This is a genomic window from Chondromyces apiculatus DSM 436 (assembly GCF_000601485.1).
Taxonomy (GTDB): Bacteria; Myxococcota_A; Polyangia; order Polyangiales; family Polyangiaceae; genus Chondromyces; species Chondromyces apiculatus.
Genome location: NZ_ASRX01000005.1, coordinates 199,368 through 220,506, shown reverse-complemented (window position 1 = coordinate 220,506; position 21,139 = coordinate 199,368). Strand labels below are relative to the sequence as shown.

At 67.0% G+C, this 21,139-nt stretch carries 21 protein-coding genes, 1 tRNA gene and 1 pseudogene; 13 read left to right on the top strand and 10 right to left on the bottom strand.

From position 1 onward, the window contains the following. Positions 1 to 198: 198 nt before the first annotated feature. From CAP_RS04010 to CAP_RS03995, 4 genes are all read right to left on the bottom strand, one after another. On the bottom strand, positions 199 to 2,589 hold the full coding sequence (locus tag CAP_RS04010) for an ATP-binding cassette domain-containing protein (protein ID WP_156040476.1): 2,391 nt from the start codon (positions 2,587 to 2,589) through the stop codon (positions 199 to 201). An 80-nt stretch (positions 2,590 to 2,669) separates the two neighbouring features. Then, the gene (locus CAP_RS04005) at positions 2,670 to 2,888 is read right to left on the bottom strand and encodes a hypothetical protein (RefSeq protein ID WP_044236187.1); all 219 of its coding nucleotides are present in this window, start codon (positions 2,886 to 2,888) and stop codon (positions 2,670 to 2,672) included. Positions 2,889 to 2,940: 52 nt separating this feature from the next. Further along, positions 2,941 to 3,387, bottom strand: a complete 447-nt coding sequence (locus tag CAP_RS04000; protein WP_044236185.1) for an SRPBCC family protein — start codon at positions 3,385 to 3,387, stop codon at positions 2,941 to 2,943. Beyond that, the gene (locus CAP_RS03995; protein WP_044236183.1) at positions 3,384 to 3,713 is read right to left on the bottom strand and encodes an ArsR/SmtB family transcription factor; all 330 of its coding nucleotides are present in this window, start codon (positions 3,711 to 3,713) and stop codon (positions 3,384 to 3,386) included. Before CAP_RS03995 ends, CAP_RS04000 begins: the two co-directional genes overlap by 4 nt. Before the next feature lie 100 nt (positions 3,714 to 3,813). On the opposite strand from CAP_RS03995, the gene CAP_RS03990 reads away from it, so the two are divergent. After that, complete coding sequence (locus CAP_RS03990) at positions 3,814 to 4,281, top strand: LysR substrate-binding domain-containing protein (RefSeq protein WP_052374108.1); 468 nt, start codon at positions 3,814 to 3,816, stop codon at positions 4,279 to 4,281. Positions 4,282 to 4,291: 10 nt separating this feature from the next. On the opposite strand, the gene CAP_RS03985 is transcribed toward CAP_RS03990, so the two are convergent. From CAP_RS03985 to CAP_RS03970, 4 genes are all read right to left on the bottom strand, one after another. Further along, on the bottom strand, positions 4,292 to 4,645 hold the full coding sequence (locus tag CAP_RS03985) for a DUF2200 domain-containing protein (RefSeq protein ID WP_044236180.1): 354 nt from the start codon (positions 4,643 to 4,645) through the stop codon (positions 4,292 to 4,294). Positions 4,646 to 5,058: 413 nt separating this feature from the next. Continuing rightward, on the bottom strand, positions 5,059 to 6,171 hold the full coding sequence (locus CAP_RS03980) for a PDDEXK nuclease domain-containing protein (RefSeq protein WP_044236179.1): 1,113 nt from the start codon (positions 6,169 to 6,171) through the stop codon (positions 5,059 to 5,061). 218 nt (positions 6,172 to 6,389) lie between these two features. Beyond that, positions 6,390 to 7,481 carry a multidrug effflux MFS transporter gene (locus tag CAP_RS03975; RefSeq protein WP_044236417.1) on the bottom strand — a complete coding sequence of 364 codons (1,092 nt, stop codon included), beginning with the start codon at positions 7,479 to 7,481 and terminating at the stop codon, positions 6,390 to 6,392. Between the two features lie 26 nt (positions 7,482 to 7,507). Further along, complete coding sequence (locus CAP_RS03970) at positions 7,508 to 8,194, bottom strand: RibD family protein (RefSeq protein ID WP_044236177.1); 687 nt, start codon at positions 8,192 to 8,194, stop codon at positions 7,508 to 7,510. Positions 8,195 to 8,327: 133 nt separating this feature from the next. Here CAP_RS03970 and CAP_RS03965 point away from each other — a divergent pair, with 133 nt between their 5' ends. The 8 genes and pseudogenes from CAP_RS03965 (at position 8,328) to CAP_RS51875 (ending at position 14,885) form a co-directional block, all read left to right on the top strand. Next, complete coding sequence (locus CAP_RS03965; protein WP_044236174.1) at positions 8,328 to 9,230, top strand: LysR family transcriptional regulator; 903 nt, start codon at positions 8,328 to 8,330, stop codon at positions 9,228 to 9,230. A gap of 108 nt (positions 9,231 to 9,338) precedes the next feature. Next, positions 9,339 to 10,322 carry an aldo/keto reductase gene (locus tag CAP_RS03960; RefSeq protein WP_044236172.1) on the top strand — a complete coding sequence of 328 codons (984 nt, stop codon included), beginning with the start codon at positions 9,339 to 9,341 and terminating at the stop codon, positions 10,320 to 10,322. A 41-nt stretch (positions 10,323 to 10,363) separates the two neighbouring features. Beyond that, entirely contained in the window at positions 10,364 to 11,206 is an 843-nt protein-coding gene (locus CAP_RS03955) for an aldo/keto reductase (protein ID WP_044236415.1), read from the top strand. A gap of 14 nt (positions 11,207 to 11,220) precedes the next feature. Next, a pseudogene (locus tag CAP_RS03950) lies at positions 11,221 to 12,375 on the top strand (aldo/keto reductase). A 190-nt stretch (positions 12,376 to 12,565) separates the two neighbouring features. After that, entirely contained in the window at positions 12,566 to 13,429 is an 864-nt protein-coding gene (locus CAP_RS03945) for an alpha/beta hydrolase (protein ID WP_231511068.1), read from the top strand. Between the two features lie 98 nt (positions 13,430 to 13,527). After that, complete coding sequence (locus CAP_RS03940) at positions 13,528 to 14,253, top strand: FAD:protein FMN transferase (RefSeq protein ID WP_197040990.1); 726 nt, start codon at positions 13,528 to 13,530, stop codon at positions 14,251 to 14,253. Further along, positions 14,156 to 14,404: an FAD:protein FMN transferase gene (locus CAP_RS54845; RefSeq protein WP_269324130.1), complete on the top strand. Its 249-nt coding sequence runs from the start codon at positions 14,156 to 14,158 to the stop codon at positions 14,402 to 14,404. Before CAP_RS03940 ends, CAP_RS54845 begins: the two co-directional genes overlap by 98 nt. A 16-nt stretch (positions 14,405 to 14,420) precedes the next feature. Then, entirely contained in the window at positions 14,421 to 14,885 is a 465-nt protein-coding gene (locus CAP_RS51875) for a hypothetical protein (protein WP_197040989.1), read from the top strand. Positions 14,886 to 15,005: 120 nt separating this feature from the next. Here the strand turns inward: CAP_RS51875 and CAP_RS49845 are convergent, their stop codons facing one another. Next, positions 15,006 to 15,143, bottom strand: a complete 138-nt coding sequence (locus CAP_RS49845) for a hypothetical protein (protein WP_156040475.1) — start codon at positions 15,141 to 15,143, stop codon at positions 15,006 to 15,008. Between CAP_RS49845 and CAP_RS03930 the strand changes: the two genes are divergently transcribed. Genes CAP_RS03930 through CAP_RS03920 form a run of 3 tightly spaced genes read left to right on the top strand, consistent with a single transcriptional unit; the run spans position 15,079 to position 18,492 of the window. Further along, a complete protein-coding gene (locus tag CAP_RS03930) occupies positions 15,079 to 16,155 on the top strand; it encodes an alpha/beta hydrolase (RefSeq protein ID WP_370865967.1) in 1,077 nt (358 codons plus the stop codon). The genes CAP_RS49845 and CAP_RS03930 overlap by 65 nt on opposite strands. A gap of 4 nt (positions 16,156 to 16,159) precedes the next feature. Continuing rightward, positions 16,160 to 17,263 carry an alpha/beta hydrolase gene (locus CAP_RS03925; RefSeq protein WP_052374106.1) on the top strand — a complete coding sequence of 368 codons (1,104 nt, stop codon included), beginning with the start codon at positions 16,160 to 16,162 and terminating at the stop codon, positions 17,261 to 17,263. After that, positions 17,260 to 18,492, top strand: a complete 1,233-nt coding sequence (locus tag CAP_RS03920) for a (R)-mandelonitrile lyase (RefSeq protein WP_044236168.1) — start codon at positions 17,260 to 17,262, stop codon at positions 18,490 to 18,492. The genes CAP_RS03925 and CAP_RS03920 overlap by 4 nt, the downstream gene beginning before the upstream one ends. Before the next feature lie 657 nt (positions 18,493 to 19,149). Here the strand turns inward: CAP_RS03920 and CAP_RS03915 are convergent. Beyond that, a tRNA-Asn gene (locus CAP_RS03915) sits at positions 19,150 to 19,225 on the bottom strand. Between the two features lie 122 nt (positions 19,226 to 19,347). On the opposite strand from CAP_RS03915, the gene CAP_RS03910 reads away from it, so the two are divergent. Further along, a complete protein-coding gene (locus CAP_RS03910; protein ID WP_044236167.1) occupies positions 19,348 to 21,003 on the top strand; it encodes a lipopolysaccharide biosynthesis protein in 1,656 nt (551 codons plus the stop codon). Positions 21,004 to 21,139 lie beyond the last annotated feature (136 nt).

Sequence of the window (21,139 nt, the reverse complement as noted above, 5' to 3'; positions counted from 1 at the left end):
AAACCATCAAGTTCCGAAACTAACCGGTATCGATTTACCGCCAAGGTGTCGGCGACCGCTCCTCCGTCGCCCCCGCGGTGCGGAGCCAGAGAGCACGACTGCAAGGACGCTGCGTGAAGGGATGCGCGCGACGTACGAGGAAGGGCGCCGCGTCGGTCTCCGCCTTCGTCGCGCTCGGCGCAGGCGGCGGCGTCTCGCTCAGCGAGCGCGGACAGCCTTCGGACGGCTGCCGACGAAGGCCGCCAGGTGCTCGCCGGTCAGCGTCGACTTCGCCGCCACCAGGTCGGCCGGGGTGCCTTCGAAGACGATCCGCCCGCCCTCGTGACCCGCGCCCGGCCCGAGGTCGATGATCCAGTCGGCGTGCGCCATCACCGCCTGGTGGTGCTCGATCACGATGACCGACTTGCCAGCGTCGACCAGCCGGTCCAGCAGCCCGAGGAGCTGCTTGAGGTCGGCGAGGTGCAGCCCGGTGGTCGGCTCGTCGAGCACGTAGACGCCACCCTCGGCGCCCATCTGGGTCGCGAGCTTGATCCGCTGCCGCTCGCCGCCCGAGAGCGTGGTGAGCGGCTGGCCGAGCCGCAGGTAGCCGAGCCCCACGTCGGCCATGCGCTGCAGGATCGCGTGCGCGGCCGGCGTACGCGCCTCGCCGGCGCCGAAGAAGCCGACCGCGTCTTCGACCGACATGTCGAGCACCTCGGCGATGTTGCGCCCGCCGAACCGGTACTCCAGCACCGACGCCTGGAACCGCCGGCCCTCGCACTCCTCGCAGACCGTGGTGACGCCGGCCATCATCGCCAGGTCGGTGTAGATCACCCCGGCGCCGTTGCAGGTCGGACAGGCGCCCTCGGAGTTGGCGCTAAACAGGGCGGGCTTCACGCCGTTGGCCTTCGCGAACGCCTTGCGGATCGGCTCCAGCAGATCGGTGTACGTCGCCGGGTTGCTCCGCCGCGAGCCACGGATCGGGGTCTGGTCGACCGACACCACCCCGTCGCGGCCACACACCGAGCCGTGGATCAGCGAGCTCTTGCCCGACCCCGCAACGCCGGTCACCACCACCAGCACCCCGAGCGGGATGTCGACGTCGACGCCCTTGAGGTTGTGGGTGCGGGCGCCGCGCACCTTCATCACACCCGACGGCTTCCGCACCGACGGCTTCAGGGCAGCCCGGTCGCTCAGGTGACGCCCGGTGAGCGTGCCGCTGGCCCGCAGCCCCTCGAGGGTGCCCGCGAAGACCACCTCGCCGCCAGCGGCGCCGGCCCCGGGGCCGAGGTCGATGACGTGGTCGGCGATCGCGATCGTCTCCGGCTTGTGCTCGACCACGAGGACGGTGTTGCCCTTGTCGCGCAGCCGCAGCAGCAGGTCGTTCATCCGCTGGATGTCGTGGGGATGCAGCCCGATCGTCGGCTCGTCGAAGACGTAGGTGACGTCGGTGAGCGACGACCCGAGGTGTCCGACCATCTTGGTGCGCTGCGCCTCACCGCCCGACAGCGTGCCGGTAGGACGGTCGAGGCTGAGGTAGCCCAGCCCGATCTCCACGAACGCGTCGAGCGTCTCCCGCAGCGTCGCCAGCAGTGGCGCAACGGAAGGCTCGTCCAGACCGCGCACCCACGCGGCCAGGTCGTTGATCTGCATCGCGCAGGCGTCAGCGATGTTGATCTTCTTGATCTTGGAGGACCGCGCGGCCTCGTTGAGCCGGGTGCCGCCGCAATCGGGGCAGGTGGTGAACGTGACCGCGCGCTCCACGAAGGCCCGGATGTGCGGCTGCATCGCGTCGACGTCCTTGGACAGGAACGACTTCTGGATCCGCGGGATCAGCCCCTCGTAGGTCAAGTTGATGTTGTCGACCTTGATCTTGGTCGGCTCCTTGTGGAGCAGGTCGTGCAGCTCTTTCTTGGTGAACTTGCGGATCGGCTTGTCCGGGTCGAAGAAGCCGCAGCCGCTGAAGATGCGGCCATACCAGCCGTCGACGCTGTAGCCGGGGATCGTGATCGCCCCCTCGTTGAGTGACTTGCTGTCGTCGTAGAGCTGCGACGGGTCCATGTCGGTGACCGATCCCATGCCCTCGCATCGCGGGCACATGCCGCCGGTGACATTGAAGACACGCTTCTCGGTCTTCTTGCTGGCGCCCTTCTCGACCGTCATCTGCCCGACCGCGCGTACCGACGGGACGTTGAAGGAGAAGGCGTTGGACGAGCCGATGTGCGGCTTGCCCAGGCGGCTGAACAGCACCCGCAGCATCGCGTTGGCGTCGGTCGCCGTGCCGACCGTCGAGCGGGAGTTGGCGCCCATGCGCTCCTGGTCGACGATGATCGCGGTCGTCAGCCCCTCCAGCACGTCGACCTCGGGCCGGCCCAGCGTCGGCATGAATCCCTGCACGAACGTGCTGTAGGTCTCGTTGATCAGCCGCTGCGACTCCGCCGCGATGGTGCCGAACACCAGCGACGACTTCCCCGATCCCGAGACGCCGGTGAACACCGTCAGCCGTCGCTTGGGGATCTCGACGCTGACGTCCTTCAGGTTGTTCTCTCGGGCGCCCTGGACGCGGATGAGGTCGTGGCTGTCTGCGGCGTGCTGGCTGGAGGAGGGCATGGGCTCATTCATGGCTCAGGGCGCCAAGGGTATGCGGGGGAGTCTCTCAGGAAAACCGGCGGGACAAGATTTCAGCCCGTTCAGCCGGTGCGTCGCACGCTGCGCCACCTGGTGGCATACGGCAGCACGAACAGGTAAAGGCCGCTGAACAGGAGCAAGGCGAGCGGGGGCAGCGCCAGGAAGCTCACCCAGACGGGAGGCTCCTTCTGCGACATGGCGACGAAGTTGACGATGACAGCCACCGTGAAGGCAATGGACAGCCAGCGGTGGCCCTCCCGGACCCATCTGTTCCAGTTCAATGGGGCCTCCTCTGAGGCCGAGCCCTGGTCGCCGAGCGTGACAACCTGCAGTTCATGGGAGCCTCGCGAGCAGGTCGACGAGCTTCCCGCCCATCATCTTCCAGCCGTAGCGCGCGCCACCAGAGTTCTGCTTCTGGTCCGGCTTGAAGCCCGACTGCACGAGAGACAGGTGGGTGCCCGACGCCGTGGGCGTGAGCGTGAAGGTCACCACGGTGTCCAGCACCATGTCGCCGACGACCCACTTGTAGCTGAGCTTCTTGTGCTCTTCGATCTCGAGCATCTGGCAGTTCACGGTGCCGTCCCACCCTGGATACGGCTGGGTCTTGAACGTGAACGCGGCCCCCGGTTCGAGCTTGAGCCCGGCGACGGGCAGGAGCCACTCGGTGAGCAGCACGGGGTCGGTGAGCGCGCGCCACACCTTCCCCGGCGAATGATGCAAATCGAACTCGAATGAAATGGTCTCGTTTTGCGATTGGTCGGTCTTGTCGATGAGAGTCATTCGTCCATCTTCTTCAAGAGTTGTTCGAGGCGATCGACGTGCTCCGTCCAGAAGGCGCGGTAGTGCGCGATCCAGTCGATGAGCGGCTTCATCCCGTGCGGCTCCACCCGGTAGTAAACGCAGCGCCCCTCGCGCCGGCCGTTCACCAGGCCGGCGTCTTTCAAAGCGGCGAGGTGCTGCGAGACCGCCGGCTGCGAGATGTCGAAGCGCGCCGTGAGGTCCTTCACCGCCGCTTCGCCACGCGTGAGCGACTCGAAGATCGCCCGACGGCTGGGGTCCGCCAGCGCCTGGAAGATCTTGTTCTCGGCCACGGCCGCGCTCTGCATGGAAGATTCATAAGCGATGGCTTATTGATTGTCAAGCGCGCGGCTCGGGTCGAGGGATCGAGCGGCATGCGCGGTCCCGCCGCTCTGGAGGGCTGCGTGCATGACGCCCAGCAGCGGCTCAGCTCCGCACTTCGGCGAGCTCGAACAGGTTGCCGTACGGGTCCGCGAAGAACGCCAGGCGCCGCTGGATCACCGGCAGGTCGAAGGGCTCGGTGACGAAGGTCGCCTCCTCGAGTGGACGCTGCGCCGCGGCAAGGAGCGCCGCACCCTCGACGTCACGGGCCCGCTCATCCTCGACGACATGCGCTCCGTGCTCGGTTCGGCGCGCGAGGGCAACGGCCTCGCCTATGTGTTCGAGCAGTTCGCCGCGCGCGACCTGGCCTCAGGTGCGCTCGAGCGGGTCTTGCCCGTCCACGCGCTCGTCCGCGAGGCCTTCTACCTGTACTACCCGAGCCGCGTGCAGCTCCCACCCAAGCTGCGCGTGTTCATCGACTGGTTCCGCGACAAGAACGAGCCGCCTGGGGAGGCAAAGCCGCCGAGGGACGGGTTTCGGGGACGGTCGTCGTAGCCCTTCGCGGCTACCGTCGAAGAATGCTCGCCATCTTCTTTCCCCTGGCGAGCTCGTCGATGAGCTTGTCGAGGTAGCGGATCTTCTGCATCAGCGGATCGGCGATGTCTTCTACGCGCACGCCGCACACGACGCCGGTGATGAGCCCCCCGTTCGGATTCATTCGGGGCGCTTGGGCGAAGAATGCTTCGAAGTCGACCTTGTCGTCGATGGCCTGCCGAAGCTGCTCACCGCTGTAGCCCGTGAGCCAGGTGATGATCTCGTCGACCTCTTCCTTCGTCCGCCCCTTCTTCGCAGCCTTCTGCACGTAGAGCGGATACACGCTCCCGAACGATGTCGTGAAGATTCGCGGCTTCTTGTCCATGCGCGTCTATACCGTTGTCCTCGACGAGCCCGTGCACGCGCGCGTGGCGCTCTCTGCGCAAACGCCGCCCCGACGCACGCAGCGCACGCCGATGTGCAAACAGGGGAGAAATGACGAAGCCCCCAAGGCATGCACCCCGGGGGCTTCGTTGACTCCTCCTCGCTGCGAAGAGGAAGGAATGGCTCGGCGTTCGACGCCGTTCACCAACCCGTTCGCAAGCCTCTCTGCGGGACGAGTTCTCTCCGTTCGCACCGTCCCAAGCTTCGTAGATGGCTGAAAACCCAGGACGAACAATGCTCGAAGCTGGGACCGTTCTCCCGGTTCGCACCGTCCCGCGACGAATGCGGGGGCCATTCGTCGCTTGAGCGCGTCAGCCACCAGTTCGGCGGGGGTCCGATCGCCTGTTGTGGCAGTCACTTCGTCCTCTTCTTCGGCGCACGCCCCTTCTTCGCGCTCGATCTCGTCGTGGCCTTCGACTCGGCCAGCTCGGCTTCAATCTGCGCGATGCTCGGCAGGCTCGCTTCGAGCTTCTTTGGCAGCGCCTTCTTGAGCTGGTATTCGGCCACGCCCATCGGCTTGGTCGTATCGCGCAGGGCGTACTCGGCAAAGACGCGGCTCCGCGTCTTCACGAGGAGGAGGCCAATGGAGGGCGCGTCGTGCTCGCGGCGTAGCTGCGTGTCTACGGCGCTCAGGTAGAAGTTGAGCTTACCGACGTGCTCGGGCTGAAACTCCCCTCCCTTCAGCTCGACGACGACGAAGCAGCGTAGGTGCAGGTGGTAGAACAGCAGGTCGAGGAAGAAGTCGCGCCCGTCGATCTCGATGGGCACCTGCCGCCCGACGTACGCGAAGCCCGCGCCCAGCTCGAGGAGGAACTTCGAGATGTGCCCGACCAGCCCGTCTTCGAGCGCACGCTCGCCGGCTTCTGCGCCGAGCGAGAGGAAGTCGAAGCGGTACGGGTCCTTCAGGCTCTCGCGCGCGAGGTCCGAGACGGGCTTCGGTAGCGTTCGCTCGAAGTTGGTGAGCGCCTTGCCCGTCCGCTCCACCGTGCCCTGTTCGATGTGGATGGTGAGCATCGCGCGCGACCAGCCGTGCTCGACGGCGCTGGCGGCGTACGCGAGGCGTTCGTCGCGCGTCTTCAGCTTCGTGAGGAGCACGAGGTTCGTACCCCAAGGCAATTGTCCAACAGCCTGTTGGACAATTGCGTCACGGGACGGCCACGCCTTGGCGAAGGCGCGCATGTACATCATGTTGGCCCGCGAGAAGCCCTGCATGTTCGGGAACTCGGTGCGCAGATCGGCAGAAGCGCGATCTACCACGCCGGCCCCCCAGCCCAGCTTCTTCTGCTTCTCGAGGATGTCGCGACCGATGCTCCAGTAGAGCGCGATGAGCTCGTGGTTCACGGCGAGGCTCGCGCGCATCTGCGCGGCCCGGACGCGCTGCTTCACGTCGGCGATCCACTCCGTGTAGCCCTTCGGTGCGCGCGTCAGAGAAGAGGGCGTCGCCGATGCCGTGCGCTTCGTGCTCATCGGGCAGCCCCCCTCGCCGCCGCCAGGAACGGTACGGCGACCGTCGCCGAAGCGGTTCGTGGCTGAAGCAGGTACATGTCCGTTTTCGCGAGCATTCTCAGGACGATCCCTCGCACGCATCACCCCACAGTCGCAACCCGAAGATTGCGCTCGCCCGAAGCTCTCCCGATTCATGCGCGGCCGGAACGCCCCGTTCTCGTGGAGACGCCGACGGCGCCTTACCGTTCGCGCTTCACCAGGAGCGCGGTGGCGAGAGCCGCGACGCCCGAGGCGCCCATGAGCCAGCTCATCGGTCGCGGCGTCCCGTCGGCGAGCCAACCCACGAGCGCCGCGCTCGCGACGCCGCTGCCGTACTGCATGGCGCCGACGAGGGACGACGCCGCGCCCGCTCTCCCAGGCGCTTCAGCGAGAACGCCAGCCACCGCGTTTGCACGGAAGAGGCGCTCGCTTCCGAGCCGCATCACGAGGCGCGTGTTCAAGAAGTTGGTCACCATCATGCCCACGATGTTCACGCCGAAGAGGAGCCCGTAGTCGCGGGACGGGACGCCGAAGTACTCGATGTAGACGAACGGGCTGCCCGCGATGAACACGTACATGCCCGCGTAGAAGAAGGCGCTCGAGAGCGCGAAGCCCATCAGCCTCGGGTTGCGGACGAGGGCGACGTAGTCGGTCAGGACATCGCCGAGGGGTGCGCGAACGCGCTGATCGGGTGGGAGCGTCTCGGGCAGCATCGGAAGGCCGAAGAGCGCGAGGATGCCGACGACGGCCAAGACCCAGAAGATGCCTTGCCAAGACCACACGACGAGGAGCTGCCCACCGAGCAGCGGCCCCAGGAGCGGCGCGGCCATCATGATCAAGATGAGCGTCGAGAGCATCTGCGCGGCGCGTTCGCCAGCGTAGAGGACGCGCGCCATCGCGCGCGCGAGCACGGGGCCCGAGCAGGCTCCGACGGCCTGCACGACGCGCCAGACAACCACCCCCATGACGGACGTCGACGAGGCGCATCCGATGGAGCCGAGGACGAAGAGCACGAGCCCGACGGCGATCGGCAGCCGTCGCCCGTACCGATCTCCGATCGGCCCCCAGAGAAGCTGGCCGACGGCGAACCCAGCGAGGAACGAAGAGAGCGTGAGCTCGATGTCACCCGCCGCGCCCCCGAGCTCACGCTGCATCGTCGGGAACGCCGGCAGGTACATGTCGGTCGAGATCGACGCGAACGACATCAGCGCGCCCAGGATGATGAGGACACGCAGCTTTCCGCGCTCGACGTTGGGTGTCGTCACGGAGACGTCTTGGTTGGCGGAGTTCATCGACGTGGTGCTCCGCGCCTCGTCGCTCAGCGCGCCCGCGTGTAGCGAAGCCACACGAGGTCGCCTGAGCGCTTCTGCACCGACTTGAGCTTCAGGCGCCGCGCGACGGGCACCGCGCCCGCGTCGAAGAGCGTCGGCGTATCGATGGATCCGTCAGCGACCGGGGCGATGAGCAGGCTGAGCTCGTCGACGAGGTCGGCCGCGAGGAAGGAGCCGTTGATCTTCCCGCCGCCTTCGAGGAGCAGCTTCTTGATGCCGAACACCTGATGGAGCTTCTCGAGCGCGCGCTTCAGGTTCACGTCGCTCCGGCCGCCGAACAGGTACGAGATGCCCTTCGACTGAAGGAAGGCCAGGTACGCGTCGGAGACCTTCTCAGTGAGCACGGTGATGACGTGCTCCCCGTCGATGTCGTTCGACCGCCATCGGAGCTTGCCCGACGGGTCGAGCGCGATCGCGTACGAGCCCGCGTCACGACGGGCAATGAAGTCCTTCCTCGGGACGGGCGCTACCTTGCGCTTCGGGATGGAGGCCTTCCCCGCGTACGGCGCCATCGAGACACGGCCGATCATCCACGCGTCGGCGTCGAACGTCCGCGCGGTGCGCTCGTACTCGGCGTACAGGGTGGAGGGCAGCTTCCAGGAGGCGGTGACGATGCGCCCGTCGACGGACGGCGCCATGTGGCAGATGACATAGGGGCGATCTCGGGCGGGCATGGGTCACAGGACTACGTCGCGTCGACCGCCAACGAAAGCTGCATGGGATGCATGGCCTGTTTAGGATAAGTTCACGGTGCACCGCGCGCCGAGGCTGGCGTCGCGCGTCATGGGCATGTAGACAACCTTCACGATGGCCTTCACTCCGCTCAATTCACTCAACGCCTTCATCGCCGTCGCGCGGCGTCTCAGCTACGCCGCAGCGGCGAGGGATCTGGGCGTCTCGACCTCTGCGCTCAGCCAGTCGGTGCGTCAGCTCGAGGAGCGCCTCGAGGTGACCTTGCTGACGCGCACCTCACGCAACGTCGCGTTGACCGAGGCGGGCCACCGTCTCCTCGAGAACGCGGGCCCCGCCGTCGACCAGGCGCTCGAGTCCCTGAAGACCGTCAAGGCCCGACGCGGCGAGGTCACGGGACGCGTCCGACTCACCGTCCCCAGCGTCTCCGTGGCGCTCGTGCTCACGGAGCTGCTCCCGCGGTTCTTCGCCAAGTATCCGAAGGTGCAGGTCGAAGCCCATGTCGACGATCGCCTCGTGAACACCGTGGCGGGCGGGTTCGACGCTGGCATCCGGCTCATCGAGTCGATCGATCGCGACATGGTGCATGTCCAGCTCACGAAGCCTACGCGCCTCGTGGTGACCGGCGCTCCCTCGTACCTCGAGAAGAAGGGCGTGCCTCAGAAGCCGCAGGATCTCCTCCATCACGACTGCATTTGCGTTCGCAGAGACCCGACGGGCGAGCCGTGGGCTTGGGAGCTCGAACGCGGGAAGAAGACGTACCGGGTCCCCGTCCGTGGGCCGATCACGACCAACGACGCGGGGTTGATGCACGGGTTGGCCATCGCCGGCGTGGGGCTGCTTTACTCGCTCGAAGATCGCGTCAAGAACGACCTGGCGTCGGGGCACCTCCACGTCGTCCTCGAGCGATACGCGCCCGAGGTGCCGGGGCTCTACCTCTACTACCCGAGCCGCTCGCAGGTCTCGCCGGCGCTCAAAGCCTTCGTAGAGGTCGCGCGCGTCCCCACGAAGAAGAAGTAGCGTCCGTCTCAGCGTGAAGTTTTTCTAAGCGCCCCATGCGAATCATGTCCGTTTCGCGTCCCCCGCGTCAGCCCTATCTTCCGATGGGACGTGAGACGGGAGAACGACATGCAGACGCGAACACTCGGTACGGGCGGCCTCGAGGTCTCGACCCTCGGCTTCGGCTGCATGGGGCTCAGCCACGGATACGGCAACCCCGTCGATACGCGCTCCGGCGTCGCGCTCCTTCGCGAAGCCTTCGAGCTCGGGGTGACCTTCTTCGACACGGCCGAGACGTACGGGCCCTTCACCAACGAGGAGCTGGTGGGCGAGGCGGTCGCGCCCTTCCGTGACCAGATCGTCCTCGCGACGAAGTTTGGTTTCGCCTCTGGCGACGCCACGAAGGGCATGGACAGCCGCCCCGAGCGCATTCGTCTGGCGGTGGACGGATCGCTCCGGAGGCTCCGGACCGATCGCATCGACCTGCTCTACCAGCACCGCGTCGATCCGAACGTGCCGATCGAGGACGTCGCGGGCGTCGTGAAGGAGCTGATCGCGGCGGGGAAGGTCAAGCACTTCGGTCTGTCGGAAGCGGGCCCGCAGACGATCTGTCGCGCGCACGCGGTGCAGCCCGTCACCGCGCTGCAGAGCGAGTACTCGCTGTGGTGGCGTGAGCCCGAGGAGGAGATCCTCCCCACGCTCGAAGAGCTCGGCATCGGCTTCGTACCGTTCAGCCCGCTCGGCAAGGGCTTCCTGACCGGGACGATCGACGAGATGACGACGTTCGCAAAGGACGACTTTCGCACCATCGTGCCGCGCTTCGCGGCCGAGGCCCGCAAGGCCAACCAGAGGCTCGTCACCGAGCTGTCGGCGATCGCCGCGCAGAAGGGCGTGACGGCTGCGCAGATCGCGCTCGCGTGGCTGCTCACGCGAAGGCCGTGGATCGTGCCCATCCCCGGCACGACCAAGTCGCACCGGCTGAAGGAGAACGTCGGCGCCGCTTCGGTGGAGCTATCTCCCGAGGAGCTGGGCCGCATCGCCGAGGTGCTCGCCAACGTGCAGGTTCAGGGAGAGCGCTACCCCGCAGATCTCGCGGCTCGCGTCGGCAAGTGAATCACTCGGGAGAGCTTCCTATGGAAAAGAAAGAGACGATCATGCAGCACGTAATCCTGAACAACGGGGTGAAGATGCCCCTCCTCGGCTTCGGCGTGTTCCAGGTGACCGACCTCGCCGAGTGCGAGCGCAGCGTCGAGGATGCGCTCCGCGTGGGCTATCGGCTCATCGACACCGCCGCCTCGTATCAAAACGAAGGCGCCGTCGGCAACGCGCTCAAGCGCAGCGGAATCGCCCGTGAGGACCTCTTCATCACGACGAAGCTGTGGCTGACGGACACCGGCTACGAGAAGACGAAGAAGGCCTTCGACCGCTCGATGAAGCTGCTCGGCCTAGATGTCCTCGACCTCTATCTGATCCATCAGCCCTACGGCGACGTGCACGGCTCCTGGCACGCGATGCAGGATCTCCACCGCGAGGGCCGCATTCGTGCGATCGGCGTCAGCAACTTCCATCCCGATCGCGTGATGGACCTGATCGTCTTCAACGAGATCGCGCCCGCGGTGAACCAGATCGAGACGCACGCGTTCAACCAGCAGCTCGAGACGCAGGCCTTCCTCAAGGAGAACGGCGTTCAAATCGAAGCGTGGGCACCGTTTGCCGAGGGCAAGCACGGCATCTTCCAGAACGAGGTGCTGCGCTCGATCGGCGCGAAGCACGGCAAGAGCGTGGCGCAGGTCATCCTGCGGTGGCTCCTCCAGCGCGGCGTCGTCGCGATCCCCAAGTCCGTTCGCAAGGAGCGCATGGAGGAGAACTTCGCGGTGTTCGACTTCGAGCTCGACGACGCCGAGATGGGCGCGATCGCGGCGCTCGACAGGAAGACGAGCAGCTTCTTCGACCACCGGGATCCGGCCATCGTGAAGTGGCTTGCGACGCGACGGTAAAAAGGACGACGAAAATGACCGCGCGCCGGTTCGATGTGAGACGTCGGGACTTCCTGATCGCCGCTGCAGGCTTGGCCGCGTTGCCGCTCGTCGGCTGCGCCTCGTCGAAGGGTGTGGCGGTGACGAGCACCGCTGCAGGTTCGGGCGCGGCTCCCGCGATGGGACGTCGCAGGCTCGGAGCGCTTTCGGTCTCCAGCCTCGGGCTCGGCTGCCAGAACATGAGCCGCACCTATCCAGGCACCGTCCCCGACCGGCCGGAGCAACTGCGCATCCTCCGGACCGCGTTCGAGCGTGGCGTCACTTTCTACGATGCCGCCGAAGCGTACGGTCCTCACGAGGTGGAACGCATCCTCGGTGAGGGCGTGGCGCCGTTTCGCGATCAGATCGTCCTCGCGACGAAGTTCGGCTGGAACATCGACCTCGAGACCGGGGAGCGCCGCCCGGGCCTCAACAGCCGCCCCGATCACATCAAGCTCGTCGTCGAGGGCATGCTGCGGCGTCTCCGCACCGACCGCATCGACCTCCTCTACCAACACCGCGTCGACCCGGAGGTCCCCATCGAGGATGTCGCCGGCGCCATCAAGGAGCTGAGGGCGCAGGGCAAGGTGCTCCACTGGGGCCTCTGTGAGATGGGCCCGAACACCCTGCGCCGCGCGCACGCCGAGCTGCCGGTCGCAGCGGTCCAAAGCGAGTACTCGCTGCTGTAGCGCGGGCCGGAGCGCGTGGTGCTCCCGATCTGCGCCGAGCTCGGCATCGGCTTCGTCCCGTGGAGCCCGCTCGGGGTGGGCTTCCTGACCGGCACCATCGGGCCTGACACCCGCTTCGTCGACGCCGACTTTCGCAAGTCCGAGACGCGGTTCGCGCCCGAGAACCTGCCCCCCAACCTCGCGCTGGTCGACTTGCTCCGGCGCTGGGCAGAGCGCAAGCAGGCGACGCCCGCGCAGCTCGCGCTCGCATGGCTGACGGCGCAGCAGCCGTGGGTGGTTCCCATCCCTGGGACCACGCAGATGCCGCACCTGCTCGAGAACCTCGGCGCCGCCAGCGTTCGATTCACGCCCCCTGAGCTCGCGGAGCTGACGGCGTCGGCGTCGGCCATTCCGATCCACGGCGAACGGCTCCCTGCAGCCGTGCAGGTGTTCTCCGACGTCGAAGCGCCGACGAGACCGTAAGGACACCATGTGGACGACCTGGACCGCGATGCTCTCGCTCCTCTCCGTCAACGCTGCTTGTACGGGGGAGCCGATGCGTACGCAGAGAGAGCATGGATGGGAGCGCTCGAGAGATGCCGAAGCAGGAGACGAGCCCGTGACACCGCCGAGGGTCGATTCCCATCTCACTCCGCAGGATCGAATCGGCGACGTGCTCCGGCACCCGGCGTTTCAGGGGTACGCCCGCCTGCTGCTGCCGTGGGACGACCGCAGCTACGACGAGGGGATGCGTCTGTCGGAGATCGGCTCGCTGCTCCCGTACCACAGCCACGTGGAGCCGGGCGTGGTCGTCGACGGGATGAATCGCATCGTCGACGACGTCCGCAGCAGCAAGCAGGTGTTCTATGCCTTCTACACAGAGGAGGAGCAGCGGCGTGATCCGACGAAACGGCACACGGGGCTCTTCTTCTTCCGCGGTAAGCCAGGCGCGCCGTTTGCGGTCGTGTCACCGGGCGGTGGCTTTGCCTACGTCGGCTCCGTGCACGAGGGATTCCCCTATGCAGCCGCGATCAGCGACGCCGGCTACAACGCGTTCGTCTTGAAATACCGAGCGGGGCTCGGTGGCTCGGCCGCGACCGAAGATCTGGCAGCGGCGCTCTCGTTCATCATGCGGAGCGCCGACACGCTGAACGTCGATCGCCGGAGCTATTCGCTGTGGGGCAGCTCGGCGGGTGCGAGGATGGCCGCCGCCATCGGATCGCATGGCGCCGCGCGCTTCGGCGGCGACGACGTCGCAAAGCCAGCGGCGGTCATCATGGCGTACACGGGCCACTCCGAGAGCGCCAAGAGCGAGCCGCCGACGTTCGTCGTCGTCGGCGAAAAGGACGGCATCGCGCCTCCGTCGGTCATGGAGCGGCGGGTCGCGGCGCTGCGCGCAGCAGGGACACCGGTCGAGTTTCGTCGATATCCGAACGTGGGTCATGGCTTCGGGCCTGGGATCGGCACGAGCGCGGACGGGTGGCTCGGAGAGGCGGTCCGCTTCTGGGCGCGCTTCGTCGCAGCGGAGCGGAAGTGATGGCGAGAACGTCGCGCGCAGCTCGCCCACCACGACCGTCGCTCGAGGAGAGCGCCGACCTCTCGAGGGCGACCCCTCCAGGGAGAAGCGACGACTTCGTGTTTGCCTTCGACGCGCTCGGAACGCGTTGGGAGATAGAGACCGATGAACCCATCGACCAAGCGCTCCAGGCCCGCATCCTGGCGCGCGTGGACCGCTTCGATGCCACGTATTCGCGGTTTCGACCGGACTCGCTCGTGTCTCGAATCGCGATGGCGTCGCAGGGGGGACGCTTCGAGTTTCCCACCGACTCCGTCGCGCTGTTCGAGCTCTACGATCGACTGCACGCCATCACGCGGGTGGCGATGGACCCGCTCGTCGGCCGCGACCTCGAGCTGCTGGGCTACGATCGGACGTACTCCCTCACGCCAGCGCCCGAGAGCGCTTGGGTGGAAGCTCGTTCGCGCGGGCGGTGCTGGTCCGTGGACGTGGTTCGCGAGGGCGCGTGGGTCTCCACCCAGCGCCCGCTCGTGATCGACGTCGGTGCGGCCGGTAAGGGCTACCTCGTCGATCTCGTCGCCGACATCCTTCGTGAGGATGGGTTCCTCTCGTTCGTGGTTGATGGCAGTGGTGACCTTCGACACGCCGGGGCAGAAAATCTTCGGGTTGGGCTCGAACACCCGCTCGACCCCCTCCGTCGTCATCGGCGTAGCGAACTTGCGCGATCGGGCGCTCTGTGCGTCCGCCATCAACCGCCGCGCGTGGGGAGACGGGCTCCACCACATCCTGGATGCCCGTACCGGCGTCCCCGTTCGCGATGTGGTGGCGACGTGGGTGGTCGCTGACCACGCCGCGATCGCCGACGGGCTGGCGACAGCGCTCTTCTTCGTCGACGCGAGTCACCTGCGGGAGAGCTTCCGCTTCTCCCATGTACGGATGTTCGCCGATGGTCGGGCCGAAGTCTCATCCAACTTCGACGGAGAGCTCTTCACGTAAAGAAAGGAACAGAGCGATGAGATCGAGCAGGAAGTCCGTCGTCACGAGGAGGTTGTTCACACAAACGCTGCTCTTCTCGATGGCGGTGCCGGTGAGCGCGCTGAGCGCTGCGTGTGGAGCGGGCGATGCCGACGAAAGGGCCACGACAGAAGATGGTGGGGCGGACGGCTCGGCGCCGTCGGCATCCGAGTATGCGGACGGCGACTACACGGCGACGGGTTGGTACGGCGGCCAGCCGTCGTCGATCGGAGTGGAGGTCACGCTCGAGAACGCCGTGCTCACCGCGGTCACCGTGACGCCCCACGCGACCGATCCGACCTCGCTCGACTATCAGCGCCGGTTTGCCGACGCGGTCCCGAGTGTCGTCGTCGGCAAGCGCATCGACGAAGTGAACGTCGGCCGCCTCGCGGGCTCCAGCGGTACGCCCATCGGCTTCAACGACGCGCTCAGGCAGATCCGAGAGGAGGCTCGTCGCCCGTGATCGAAGCCGCGCTGCATCGTGAAGTTTATCTTCACGGACCATTCAAAACATGCGCCGTTTTCTGCCCCGCTCGATGATGTACGACCGGGTCGCCAAAAGGAGCAACGACTGGAAATCATTTCAAGGAGACGCAAGGCCAGTGAACCGAAACACCACCATTGTCATGACGCTCGTCGCGAGCGCCTGGACCGCATTGACCTTGTCGTGTGCGAAGCCCGTTGCGGTCAGCGCAGCCAGCGCCTCGTCGTCGCCCCCCATCACTTCCACCTCGACCGATAGGAGTCCTCCCATGAGCAATCCATTCACCCTGGTCTACGGCGGCGCGATCACGAAGAACGAGCCGGGCAAGGTCAACATCCATCCGGTCACGTACAAGCTGAACGGCTTGGACATCGCCGCCAACGTCTACACGCCTCCGAACTACGACCCAGCGAAACGCTATGCAGCGATCGCTGTGGCGCACCCGAATGGCGGGGTGAAGGAGCAGGTCGCGGGCCTCTATGCCCAGCACCTCGCGGAGCAGGGCTACATCACGATCGCCGCGGATGCGGCATATCAGGGCGCGAGCGGCGGCCAGCCGCGCAACGTGGACAAGCCCGCCTACCGCATCGAGGACATCCACGGCATGGCGGACTACATCAGCCGCTATCCGGGCGTCGACAGCGCGCGTCTCGGCCTGTTCGGCATCTGCGGCGGTGGAGGCTATTCGCTCAAGTCGGCGCAGACGGACAAGCGCTTCAAGTCGATCGCGACGTTGAGCATGTTCAACTCCGGGCGCGTGCGCCGCAACGGCTACAACGACTCGCAACTGTCCACCATCCAGGAGCGCCTGCAGCAGGCCTCGGACGCGCGCGCCCAGGAGGTGGCGGGCGGAGAGATTCTCTATTCAGGCGACGCCAACCTGACCGACGAGCAGATCGCCAAACTGCCGTTCGATCTGTATCGGCAGGGGTACGAGTACTACTGGAAGACGCACGCGCACGCGGGCTCGACCTTCAAGTACACGACGAGCAGCCTGCTGGATCTCATGAGCTTCGACGCCACCGACCAGCTCGAGCTGCTCAACAAGCCCTTGCTGATGATCGCGGGCAACAAGGCCGACAGCCTGTACATGACCGAGGACGCGTTCCAGAAAGCCACTGGCACGAAGGACAAGGAGCTCTTCAAGATCGACGGCGCCACGCACATCGAGACGTACTGGGTCCCCAAGTACGTGGACGCGGCGATGAGCAAGCTGACGGAGTTCTTCGGCAAGACGCTGAAGGGATAGAGCCATGGACCGGCAGCGTCGCACCGCATTCCTCCCCCTATGCATCCTTCTGGTGAGCACGATGACGACCGCATGTGAGAAGGGCGCAGCGCCCGCCAAGTCGGCGCCTCTGATGATCCAAGCGCAGGGGAGCTTCGCGGTCGGTGGAACCGTGGTCAAAAGCCCGGGCACGTTCGACCCGTACAAGCCGACGTCCGACGGCGCCACGCTGCACGGTGACCACGCGTACGTGTTCTACCAGGTCCCGGTCGACCGGCGCCGCTTGCTGCTCGTCTTCTGGCACGGCGCCGGCCAATTCTCGAAGACCTGGGAGACGACGCCGGACGGGCGTGAGGGGTTCCAGACCCTCTTCCTTCGCCGCCGATTCCCGGTGTACGTGCTCGACCAACCGCGACGAGGCAATGCCGGCCGGAGCACCGTGTCGCTCGACGTTCAGGCGACGCCCGACGATCAGATTTGGTACGGCATGTTCCGCTTCGGGATCTGGCCGAACCAATTCCCCGGGGTGCAGCTCTCGCACGACCCCGAGGCCATGAACCAGTTCTTTCGCTCGATGACGCCCAACACCGGGCCCTACGACGCGAAGGTCAACACGGAGGCCGTCTCCGCGCTGTTCGACAAGATCGGGCCCGGCATCCTGGTCACGCACTCGCAAGGAGGCGGGCCGGGGTGGCTCGTCGCCATGAAGAACCCGAACGTGCGCGCCGTCGCCACGTACGAGCCAGGGAGCGGTTTCGTCTTTCCGGAGGGGGAAGTCCCGCCGGCGATGCCTTGTCTCACGGGACCCCTCGAGGGAGTCGGCGTGCCGCTTTCGCAGTTCAGGGCGCTGACGAAGATCCCGATCGTCCTCTACTTCGGCGACAACATCCCCGAAGAGCCGTCGCAGGTTCCTGGGCTGGACAACTGGCGCGTGCGCATCGCGATGGCACGTCTGTTCCGAGATGCCATCAACCGGCATGGCGGGGACGCCACCCTGGTTCACCTGCCCGAGCTGGGGATCCGTGGGAACACGCACTTCATGTTCTCCGACACCAACAACGTCGAGATCGCGAACCTGCTGTCCAAGTTCCTCACGGAGAAGCACCTCGATGAAGAAGGGCGCCCATGAGCGGGGCTCTGGAATCGACGGTCGCCTTCCTCCTACGCAAGTCCTTCTTGTCGATCGCGGTCTGCGCAGCGCCCTTCCTCACGGCCTGCGCCACCGCTCAACGCGGAGATCCCCACGCCATGTCACCGACGCAGCAAATCACACGCGCAGGCACCCAGACGCCGACCGCTGGACCGACGGAGAACTTCAGCGGACGCGTGCGCGTCGAACCCTTGTTTGCTGCCAACGAAGCGATCAACGCTTCGAGCGCGTACGTGACGTTCGAACCTGGCGCCCGCTCCGCGTGGCATACCCATCCTGCGGGGCAGCGGCTGGTGGTGACATCGGGCGTGGGCCTCACGCAAGAGTGGGGCAAGCCCGTGCAGGAGATCCACCCGGGCGACGTGGTGGTGTGTCCACCAGGCGTCAAGCATTGGCACGGCGCCGCGCCGACCAGCGTGATGACTCACCTGGCAGTGACCGGCTCCGTGGATGGCAAGAGCGTGACGTGGATGGAGAAGGTGACCGATCAGGAATACGCTGCGGCCAGCGCCTCGGTAGCCCAGGGCCAAGACCACCGGCCGACGTCGGCCGCACCGGCCGAGCAGACTCTCTCCGCCAAGCAGCAGACCATCCCGCGGATCGCGGCCTTCATGGCCACGAGCGATATGCCTCGCCTGAGCGCTGCGCTGAACGAAGGGCTCGATGCGGGCCTCACCGTCAGCGAGGCGAAAGAGATCCTGGTGCAGCTCTACGCGTACACGGGCTTTCCGCGCAGCCTCAACGCGCTGGGCGAGCTGATGAAGGTGGTGGAGGCGCGCAAGCAGCGCGGTATCCAGGACGCGCCGGGCCGCGAGCCCAGCCGAGCCGTCCCCGTCGGCGACGCGCTGGTCGCCATCGGAACCGACAACCAGACCAAGATCTCCGGGGCGCCGGTCCGAGGCCCGCTCTTCGACTTCGCGCCTGTCATCAATCAGTTCTTGCAGGCGCATTTGTTCGGCGACATCTTCGAGCGCGACAACCTCGACTGGCAGAGCCGCGAGCTGGCCACGGTCGGCGCGTTGGCCGCGACGCCAGGCGCGGAGCCGCAGTTGCGGTCGCACATGGCTGCCAGCATGCGCGTTGGCCTCACGGCAGGGCAGTTGCGCCACTTGATCGAGGTGCTGGCCGAGCGGGGCGATAGGGATGCGGCGACGCGCGCAACCGAAGCGCTCACGCAGGTGCTTGCCGCGATGCAGAGGGCTCCGTGAAGAACGTCATCCCTTGAGCGATTCGGTTCTGTGTTGTCGACCGCGTACGCGCCAACGGTGCCGGGCTTTCTATCCGAGTCGCTCGCGGCGCTCCGAGCGTATTCTGTCCACGATCTCCGGCGCCGTCCAACGCCCAGCATCGACGGCGAGCACGCGGTGCCGACCGTCGGCCATGAGCCTAACGCCACGATGACGTCGTGGCGCCCCGGCGATTAACAGCGCGCGTCGCCTCCTTCGAGCCGCGTTCCACGCTCCAGCGACGCGCTTCGGTTCGCAACAGGCCAACGCGGGCGCGTTGTGACGCTGCTCGCGAACTTCGCCCCGATGATCAACAGCGGCCACTTCTCCGGCGCTCTGCGGGCCAGTTAACCGCAGGGAATCTGTCCCAGAAAAATGGTCCGAGCTGTTAACCGGCTCTCGGCTTCTCTCTCCCCGCGGGACGGAGAAGAGAGCGCGAGATCTGTCCCGGGCCACGAGAACGCACGCGCGTCCGTCCCAGCGCGCTCTCTCTCGGAGAGCGAGCCGGTGGTGAGCATGCAGCGCGCACGACGCGCGAACCGCTGCGAATTCAGCGCGGAAAAGACGAAACCCCCGAGGCATGCGCCTTGGGGGCTCCGTTAACTGCGACCGTCCACGAAGTTCGCGAACGACCTGAGATGGCTCCAGCTGCTGGACTCGAACCAGCGACCCGGCGGTTAACAGCCGCCTGCTCTACCAACTGAGCTAAGCTGGAATGGCCGTGACAGGCGCGAACTCTATCCAGCCAGTTCGAACCGTCAAGCCTCATCTCGCAGAACCCTTCCCGAAGCCCACGAGGTTTGCCCCTTCCTCGGCCTTCTGCGAGAACCGCCCACCGTGTCGCGCGCCGAGCCGCCCCTCCCCTCTCCGTCCTCATCCCCGCCCCAGGCTTCCCCCTCGGCGCCTGCCGGCCCTTCCGGCCCCCCCGCATCACCTCCCGCGCCCGACGCCCAGGCCGCCACCGTCCGCGCCGCCGGGCGCGGTGGCCTCGCCATCGCCGTCGCCAAGGTCTCGTTCATCCTCTTCGGCTTCGTCCAGCAACTCCTCCTCCCCTGGCTCCTCGGGGTCGACGGCTACGGCGCCCTCTCCATCGTCCTCGCGGACGTGAGCGTGGTGAACAACGTCGTGGTCGCCACGGGCATCCAGGGGGTCTCGCGAGCGGTGGCGAGCGCGCCCGCGGGTGAGGTCGACGTCGCCTTCGGGCGCGCCCTCCGCCTCCACGCCTTGCTCGCGGTCGTGGTGGCTGCCGGCTTCTTCCTGGCAGCACCGTTCATCGCGGCCTTCGTGAAGGCACCCCACGTGGTCATGCCCCTCCAGGTCGCGTCCGGCGTGGTGCTGCTCTACGGCACCTATGCCCCGCTGGTCGGAGGCCTCAACGGCAAGCGCCGCTTCGTGGCGCAGGCAGGGCTCGACATCGGGTACGGCGCCATCCGCCTGTGTGCGATCGCGGCAGGCGTCGTCCTGTTCGTGCGCGCGGGGCACAGCGGGGTCCTCGGCGCGACAGCGGGGTTCGTCACGGCGGCGGCGATCATCGTGCCCATCGCCCTCCTCGTTGCTGGCGTAGGGCGCGTGGGCCGCGTGGAGCAGCGCGCGGAGGCGGGCTCATGGATGCGCGAGCACCTGTCTTTCCTGCTCCCGCTGGCCATCTCTCAGGCCTTCCTGAACCTGCTGATGCAGACCGACCTGAACCTGTTCCGACGCCTCGTCGGCGAGGCAGCAGGGTCGCTGGGCATGTCCAGCCAGGCCGCGGACACGCTGACCGGGGCCTACCGGGGCATGCAGCTCTTCTCGTTCCTGCCCTACCAGCTCCTGATGTCGGTGAGCTTCATCCTGTTCCCCCTCCTCGCGCAGGCCAAGGCCGGCGGGGACGCGGAGGCGGTGCGGCGGTACACCCGGACCGGGGTGCGCATCGCGATGGTGCTCACGGGCCTCCTGTGCGCGCCGATCGCCGGGCTCGGACCGCACGTGCTGCGGATGGCCTTCCCGGTGGAGATCTGGTCACAGGGCGGCGAAGCGCTGCGGATCCACGCGCTCGGCATGGGGGCGTTCGCGATCCTCGGCATCCTCTGCGCGGCGCTCACCAGCCTGCGGCAGGAGCGGTGGACTGCGGCGCTCACGGGCGCGGCGGCCGTGTGCGTGGCGGTGGGGTGCCTGATCGCCGTGCCGCGCGCGCCGTTCGGACCACAGATGCTGATGCACTCGGCGGCGGCGACCGGTGCGGCGCTGCTGGTCGCGGCGCTCGCGGCGGCGGTGCTCCTGCGCCTCGTGGCAGGCGACGTGGTGGCCAAGGGGGTGCCGCTGCGGGTCGTCGCCGCCATCGCTCTGACGGTCGCGCTCGGGACCCGCCTCCCCTGGCTCGGCAAGCTCCTGGTGCCCGTGGAGGCCGCAGGGCTCGGGCTCGTGTACCTCGCCCTGCTCGCGCTGTTCGGCGAGCTTGGCCGCGCCGATCTGGCCACCCTGAAGCAAGCGTTCGGTCGCCGGAGAAAGGCCTGAGCCACGAAGGAGCGCGGCCCCCCCTCGCGCCGCGGAGAGCGCCCCCCTTGACCGAGCGCCGCGGATCTCGCATAGCGCCGCCAGCGCGCCCGTCGTGCGGAGGGGGGCGCCCGGGACGACCGGGCGGCACGACCCG

Excerpts from the sequence above, each read along its gene's own strand:
- CAP_RS04010 (WP_156040476.1), bottom strand. The coding sequence starts at position 2,589 with ATGCCCTCCTCCAGCCAGCACGCCGCAGACAGCCACGACCTCATCCGC.
- CAP_RS04000 (WP_044236185.1), bottom strand. The coding sequence starts at position 3,387 with ATGACTCTCATCGACAAGACCGACCAATCGCAAAACGAGACCATTTCA.
- CAP_RS03995 (WP_044236183.1), bottom strand. The coding sequence starts at position 3,713 with ATGCAGAGCGCGGCCGTGGCCGAGAACAAGATCTTCCAGGCGCTGGCG.
- CAP_RS03990 (WP_052374108.1), top strand. The coding sequence starts at position 3,814 with ATGACGCCCAGCAGCGGCTCAGCTCCGCACTTCGGCGAGCTCGAACAG.
- CAP_RS03985 (WP_044236180.1), bottom strand. The coding sequence starts at position 4,645 with ATGGACAAGAAGCCGCGAATCTTCACGACATCGTTCGGGAGCGTGTAT.
- CAP_RS03980 (WP_044236179.1), bottom strand. The coding sequence starts at position 6,171 with ATGAGCACGAAGCGCACGGCATCGGCGACGCCCTCTTCTCTGACGCGC.
- CAP_RS03975 (WP_044236417.1), bottom strand. The coding sequence starts at position 7,481 with ATGAACTCCGCCAACCAAGACGTCTCCGTGACGACACCCAACGTCGAG.
- CAP_RS03970 (WP_044236177.1), bottom strand. The coding sequence starts at position 8,194 with ATGCCCGCCCGAGATCGCCCCTATGTCATCTGCCACATGGCGCCGTCC.
- CAP_RS03965 (WP_044236174.1), top strand. The coding sequence starts at position 8,328 with ATGGCCTTCACTCCGCTCAATTCACTCAACGCCTTCATCGCCGTCGCG.
- CAP_RS03960 (WP_044236172.1), top strand. The coding sequence starts at position 9,339 with ATGCAGACGCGAACACTCGGTACGGGCGGCCTCGAGGTCTCGACCCTC.
- CAP_RS03955 (WP_044236415.1), top strand. The coding sequence starts at position 10,364 with ATGCAGCACGTAATCCTGAACAACGGGGTGAAGATGCCCCTCCTCGGC.
- CAP_RS51875 (WP_197040989.1), top strand. The coding sequence starts at position 14,421 with ATGAGATCGAGCAGGAAGTCCGTCGTCACGAGGAGGTTGTTCACACAA.
- CAP_RS49845 (WP_156040475.1), bottom strand. The coding sequence starts at position 15,143 with ATGGGGGGCGACGACGAGGCGCTGGCTGCGCTGACCGCAACGGGCTTC.
- CAP_RS03925 (WP_052374106.1), top strand. The coding sequence starts at position 16,160 with ATGGACCGGCAGCGTCGCACCGCATTCCTCCCCCTATGCATCCTTCTG.
- CAP_RS03920 (WP_044236168.1), top strand. The coding sequence starts at position 17,260 with ATGAGCGGGGCTCTGGAATCGACGGTCGCCTTCCTCCTACGCAAGTCC.